General features: G+C 72.9%; 3 protein-coding genes and 1 pseudogene. 1 reads left to right on the top strand and 3 read right to left on the bottom strand.

The window, feature by feature from the left end:
* Nucleotides 1-307: 307 nt before the first annotated feature.
* The 3 genes from FV230_RS23765 to FV230_RS23755 form a co-directional block, all read right to left on the bottom strand.
* Nucleotides 308-1,159, bottom strand: a complete 852-nt coding sequence (locus tag FV230_RS23765) for a phosphatase PAP2 family protein (protein WP_147729549.1) — start codon at nucleotides 1,157-1,159, stop codon at nucleotides 308-310.
* 139 nt (nucleotides 1,160-1,298) lie between these two features.
* Entirely contained in the window at nucleotides 1,299-2,699 is a 1,401-nt protein-coding gene (locus tag FV230_RS23760; RefSeq protein ID WP_147844152.1) for an amidase, read from the bottom strand.
* Between the two features lie 108 nt (nucleotides 2,700-2,807).
* Entirely contained in the window at nucleotides 2,808-4,421 is a 1,614-nt protein-coding gene (locus FV230_RS23755; RefSeq protein ID WP_243947967.1) for an ABC transporter substrate-binding protein, read from the bottom strand.
* A 249-nt stretch (nucleotides 4,422-4,670) separates the two neighbouring features.
* On the opposite strand from FV230_RS23755, the pseudogene FV230_RS23750 reads away from it, so the two are divergent.
* A pseudogene (locus FV230_RS23750) lies at nucleotides 4,671-5,540 on the top strand (acetolactate synthase large subunit); the annotation flags it as partial.
* Between the last annotated feature and the right edge of the window lie 109 nt (nucleotides 5,541-5,649).

Here is a 5,649-nt window from a genome sequence, read left to right as displayed (position 1 = left end):
GCTTCGGCGCCTGCGGGCGCGGCCGTCCCGCTGCGCGCGAGCCGCCATCGAGACCGCCTGCGGCGTGTCGAACCAGGATCGTGCCGGTCTCGGGCCGTGCCGGGCCGACGCAGGCGGTGCAGCCGCCGCCGGAGCGTTGACGCGCGCGGCGACGCGGACCGGGCGGACCGCGCGAAACCTGACGACGGGGGGCGCGGCGCGCGCGGTCATGCCTCCCGGTCACGCACGCGCGATCGTCACGACGGCATCGTCGCAATCGCGTGCCGAGACGGGTACGGATCCGGGATTTCCCACGGATCGCGGTCGTCTAGAACTCGAGGCCGGGGCTTTTCAGGGCGTCGGCCTCGCGGCTGCAGAAGGCCTGATCCGGGGGCTTGCGCTCGCCCGCCAGCACCTTGGCGAGCTCGGCCCGCGCCCGGTCGAGATCGGCCCGGAACGCGGCGTCGCCGACGAGCGCCGCGAAGATCACCGAGCCGTTGGTGCGCCCGGCGGCGACGTCGCTCAGCCAGTGCACGCCGCAGACCACGCGACTCTCGCCGTAGGCCCGGCCGCGGGCGAGGATGGCGGTGGCCTTCTCGGGCACCAGCGCGGCCATGATCAGGGCGTAGGCCCAGCCCTGGGTGGCGTGGCCCGACGGATAGCTGAAGCTGTCGGCGAGCGCCTGGGTCCGCTGCACGCAGATCGGCGCCTCGTTGCCGACGAAGGGGCGCAGGCGCCGGTAATGCACCTTCGGCCCGCGGGTGCCGGCGGCGATGTCGAGGCGCGCGCGCTCGAACAGGGTGATCACCGCCGGCACGCGGGCCTGGTCGATGCGGGTGCCGAGCACGCAGGCGAAGGTCTCGAGGATCGCGGCCGCGCCCTCGGCCACGTCGGTGGCGGCCATCTCCCAGCGCGGCGTGCCCTTCATCGCCCGCGTGGCGTTGAAGGCGGCGCGGTCGGCCGCCTCCAGGGTCGAGTGGCTCGCCGGCGGCGCCGGCAGGATCTGGACGGTGTCGGGCACGCCCGTGCCGGTCAGGTACGGCTTGTGCGCCGGCTTGTCCGGGCGGACCGGGTCGGCGGCGACGGAGGGCGCCGACGGCTCGGCCGTGGCCGGGGTCTCGGCATGCACGGCGGGAGCGAGGAGCGCGAGGAGCGCCAGGGCGATCGGGAAACGCGGCATCGGGTCCGTCCTCCGGGGCGGGCGAGGCCCAAGCCATAACGCCCGGACGTTGAACGGGATACGACGGCACCGCGACTTTTCCGATCGCGACCTCACCTCTTCCCTCTCCCGCTTGAGGGGGGAGGGAAGAGCCGCCCCCTCAGAACCCCGACGGCGCCCGCAGGTGCCAGTCGGTCGCGCCCTGGAACGCCTGCCCGATGCGCAGGGCCAGCGCCTCGTCGTAGCCGCGGCCGACGATCTGCAGCGAGAGCGGCAGGCCGCCGCGCGAGACGCCGTTCGGCAGGCTGAGGCCGCACAGGTCGAGCAGGTTGGCGAAGCGCGTGAAGCGGGAGGGCAGGTGCAGCTCGTCGACCTCCGCCAGGGGCACGGCCGCGGTCTCGGTGGTGGGCGTCAGGATCGCGTCGATCCCGTCCCAGGCGCGCGCGAGGTCGCGCTTGAGCGCGTCGCGGCGCTCGAGCGTCGCGAGGTACTCCTGCGCCGACAGGGTGCGGCCGCCGAGGATGCGCGCGCGCACCGCGTCGCCGAGCGGCGCGGCCGCGTCCTCGGCGAGCGCGCCGTTGACGAAGTAGGCCTCGGCGTTGGTGATCCCGCTCATCGCCACGAGGTCGGCGAAGCGGAACGGCAGCGCGACGTCGACGATCTCCGCGCCGAGCCCGGACAGCACGTCGAGGGAGGCATCGTAGGCGGTCAGCATCTCGGCCGAGCAGCCGTCCCGCTCGGCCTCCGGCATCCGCGCGAGCCGCAGGCCGCGCACGCCGCGGTTCAGGGTCGGGAACGGGTCGACGGGCAGGATGCCGCGGGTCGCCGGGTCGAGCGGATCGGGGCCGGAGATCGCCGCGTAGAGCAGCGCGGCGTCGGCGACGCTGCGGGCGAGCGGGCCGGGGGTGTCGAGGGTCGCGCTGAGCGGGACGATGCCGTGGGTCGAGACCCGGCCGACGGTGACCTTCAGCCCGGTCAGCCCGCAGAAGGCCGCGGGCAGGCGCACCGAGCCGCCGGTATCGGTGCCGATGCCCCAGGGCGCCATCCGCGCCGCCACCGCGACGCCGGTGCCGCTGCTCGATCCGCCGGGCGTGCGGGCGACTGCGAGGTCCCACGGGTTCCACGGGGTGCCGAGATGCGGGTTGGTGCCCCAGCCGCCATAGGCGAACTCCACCGTGTGGGTCTTGCCGAGCACGATCATCCCCTGCGCGATCAGGCGCCGGGCGATGGTGGCGGTGCGGGTGGCGCGCCGCGCCCGGTGGGCGGCCGAGCCGCCCATGGTGATGCGGCCCTCGAGGTCGATCAGGTCCTTCAGCGCGATCGGCACCCCGTGCAGCGGCCCGACCGCGTGGCCGGAGCGGATCGCCCGGTCGGCGCCCTCGGCCGCCAGCCGCGCATCGTCGGCGAACACCTCGGTGAAGGCCTGGAGCTTCGGCTCGCGGGCGGCGATGCGGTCGAGCATCGCCGCCACGGCCTCGACCGGCGACAGCGTTTTGCCGGCAATTCTGTTTGCGAGCTCGGTCGCGGAGAGGTCGGCGATGGCGTTCGTCGTGTCGGTCATCCGGAAGGACCCTTTATTGTCCGGTCGTCGTGGTCGGGGGCCATCCCGTCGTCCCGGGGCGCCGCTCACGCGGCCCCGGAACGACGGGGCGTCGAGCGTCGGACGCGGCTACGGCAGGCTCACCAGCGTCAGGTCGACGAACCAGCTCTGCGGCGAGACGAACCCCTTCACCTTCGGGCTCATGCCGCGGGGGTTGAGGTCGTGGACGACGTAGAGCCAGGGCGGGTCGTCGACGAGGCGCTCGTGCGCGGCCTTGGTGGCGGCCGAGATCTCGGCCGGGTCGCTCGATTCGGCGAGCGTTTTCAGGGCCTTGTCGAAGGGCGCGTCGGTCCAGTTCGGGAAGTTGAAGCCGTTGGGCGGAAACCGGTCGGCCGCGAAGTAGCGCACCATCACGCCCGCATCGGATGTGGGCGAGGAGACGTTGAGGGCGTTCGAGCCCTGCAGGCTGGCCGCGTCGGGCAGCGCCCGGCTCGAGTTCAGCAGGATCTGCCACTCGACGACGTTGAACGACACGTCGACGTCGCAGGCCTGCTTGAGGTTCTCCTGCAGGAACTCGTTCATCGGCATCGGCGACATCTGCCCCGAGCCGGAGGCCGAGATCATGATCTTCAGCGCGAGCGGGTTCCTGGCGGTGAAGCCGGCCTCGGCCAGCAGCGCCTTGCCCCGCTTCGGATCGAAGCCGTAGCGGTTCTTGGGGGTGCCGAAATCCGGGTTGCCGTCGTTGAACCAGCCGCTGGCGGCCTCCGCGGTGCCGTTGAGGAAGCTGACCACCGCCGCGCGGTCGACGCAGTAGTTCAGGGCCTGGCGCACGCGCACGTCCTTCACCGGGCTGTTGGTCGCGCCGATGTTGAAGATCCACGGCCAGACATGGGGGTAGGTGCCGGTGGTGACGGCGAAGCCCGCGGCCTTCAGCGACGGGATCGCGTCGGGCGCCGGCACCTCGATCCAGTCGACCTGGCCGGCCCGCAACGCGGCGATCCGGGCGTTGGCCTCGGGGATCGGCATCAGGCGGACCCGGTCGACCTTGGCGAGGCGGGACCTGTCCCAGTAGCCGTCGTTGCGGGCGAGATCCGCCGATTCCCGCGGCGTCACCTTGGTCAGCTTGAACGGCCCGGTGCCGGCGGCCGGCACCGCCTGCACCTTGGCCCAGTCGCGCCCGGCCTTCTCGAACGATTTCGGGGAGGTGAACAGCAGGTACACCGCCATGTAGGGGAAGTACGAGGCCACCTGCGTGGTGGTGATCTGCACCGTCCTGTCGTCGAGCTTCTTGTAGCTGCCCATGATCGGCACCCGGGCGCGGGAGATGCCGGCGCCCTGCGCCTCGAATTGCGGGCTGTCGTTCTTGAAGTAGCGGTCGAGGTTCCAGATCACCGCGTCGGCATCGAACGCTTCGCCGTCGTGGAAGCGCACGCCGTCGCGCAGGTGGAAGGTCCAGACCCGCTTGTCCTCGGCCGACTGCTCCCAGGCGGTGGCGAGCGCCGGCATCAGCCCGGCCGGCCGGTCGGTGCGGGTGAGGTCCCACTGCACCAGCCCCTCGAAGATCGGGTAGCCGAGGAAGCGCATGCCCTCGAAGCCGTTGTTGGGCATGCCGGTGGCGGTGGGAATGTCGGTCGCGGTCATCGCGATGCGCAGGACGCTCTCGGCGAGCGCCGGCGGCGCGGCCAGCGCGGTGGTGACGGCGAGGGCAGCTAGGGTACGGCCGAGCATCGTGCGGCTTCTCATGCGTGGGTCCGGGAAAGCCCCTCCGGGCGAGGGGGGAGGCCCCTGCGGGCGAGGGGGACAGTCCCTCCGGGCAAGACCTGCGCCAACGATCTTGGGTTGTGCCGCAGGACAATGGCGTCTTGGGCGTTGCGCCCGGGCCTTGCGCCGCCCTATCCCGCGGCACCACGATGGCGCCTTCGGAGGTTTCGCTCCCGGCGGGGCCTGCGGTTCCGGACCGCCAGATGAGGGATGAGCGCGTTGGCAGAGACGATGAACGGCGCCGAGAGCCTGGTCCGCACCCTGGTCGCGGGCGGCGTCGAGGTGTGCTTCACCAATCCCGGCACCTCCGAGATGCATTTCGTGGCGGCGCTCGACCGGGTCGAGGGCATGGCCTGCGTGCTGTTCCTGTTCGAGGGCGGCGCGACGGGGGCCGCCGACGGCTACGCCCGCATGGCCGACAAGCCGGCCTCGACCCTGCTCCATCTCGGCCCCGGCCTCGCCAACGGCCTGGCAAACCTCCACAACGCGCGCCGCGCCCGCTCGCCGATCGTCAACATCGTCGGCGAGCACGCCACCTACCACCGCATCCACGACGCGCCGCTGACCTCGGACATCGCCGGCTTCGCCCGGCCGGTCTCGGCCTGGCTGCGCATGGGCACCACCGCCGAGGCCATCGCCGCGGACGGCGCCGACGCGATCGCCGCGGCGCGGACCGCCCCGGGGCGGATCGCGACCCTGATCCTGCCCGCCGACACCGCCTGGAACCCGGGCACCGGCATCGCGCCCGTCCCCGCGATTCCCGAGCGCGCGCGGGCGGGCGCGGATGCGCAGCGGCGCGCCGTCGCGGCCCTGGCCTCGGGCGAGCCGGCGGTGCTGTACCTGTCCGACCGGGCGGTGCGCGGCGAGGGCCGCCGCATCGCCGCCCGCATCGCGCGGAAGACCGGCGCCAAGCTGCTGGCCATGGCCGCCAACGCCCGGATCGACCGCGGCGCCGGCACGGTGCCGATCGAGCGCCTGCCCTACCCGATCGACGCCGCGATCGAGACCCTGGCGCCCTTCCGCCACGTCATCCTCGTCGGCGCGACGCCGCCGGTCGGGTTCTTCGCCTATCCCGGCAAGCCGAGCGTGCTCAGCGCGCCGGATCTGTCTCTTAAACACATATGCCCCTCCCGACGACACCATACGTCTAGATCTCCGAGGACGCCGTATCATTAAAAAAAAAGAGGCGGCGGGCGGGCGGGGGGGGCGG

It is taken from the genome of Methylobacterium sp. WL6 (assembly GCF_008040095.1).
In the GTDB taxonomy this organism is placed as follows: domain Bacteria; phylum Pseudomonadota; class Alphaproteobacteria; order Rhizobiales; family Beijerinckiaceae; genus Methylobacterium.
The sequence above is the reverse complement of the archived record's forward strand: the minus strand, read 5'-3'. Positions and strand labels throughout refer to the sequence as shown.

Coding starts and splice junctions, on each gene's coding strand:
- FV230_RS23765 (WP_147729549.1), bottom strand. CDS start 1,159: ATGCCGCGTTTCCCGATCGCCCTGGCGCTCCTCGCGCTCCTCGCTCCC.
- FV230_RS23760 (WP_147844152.1), bottom strand. CDS start 2,699: ATGACCGACACGACGAACGCCATCGCCGACCTCTCCGCGACCGAGCTC.
- FV230_RS23755 (WP_243947967.1), bottom strand. CDS start 4,421: ATGAGAAGCCGCACGATGCTCGGCCGTACCCTAGCTGCCCTCGCCGTC.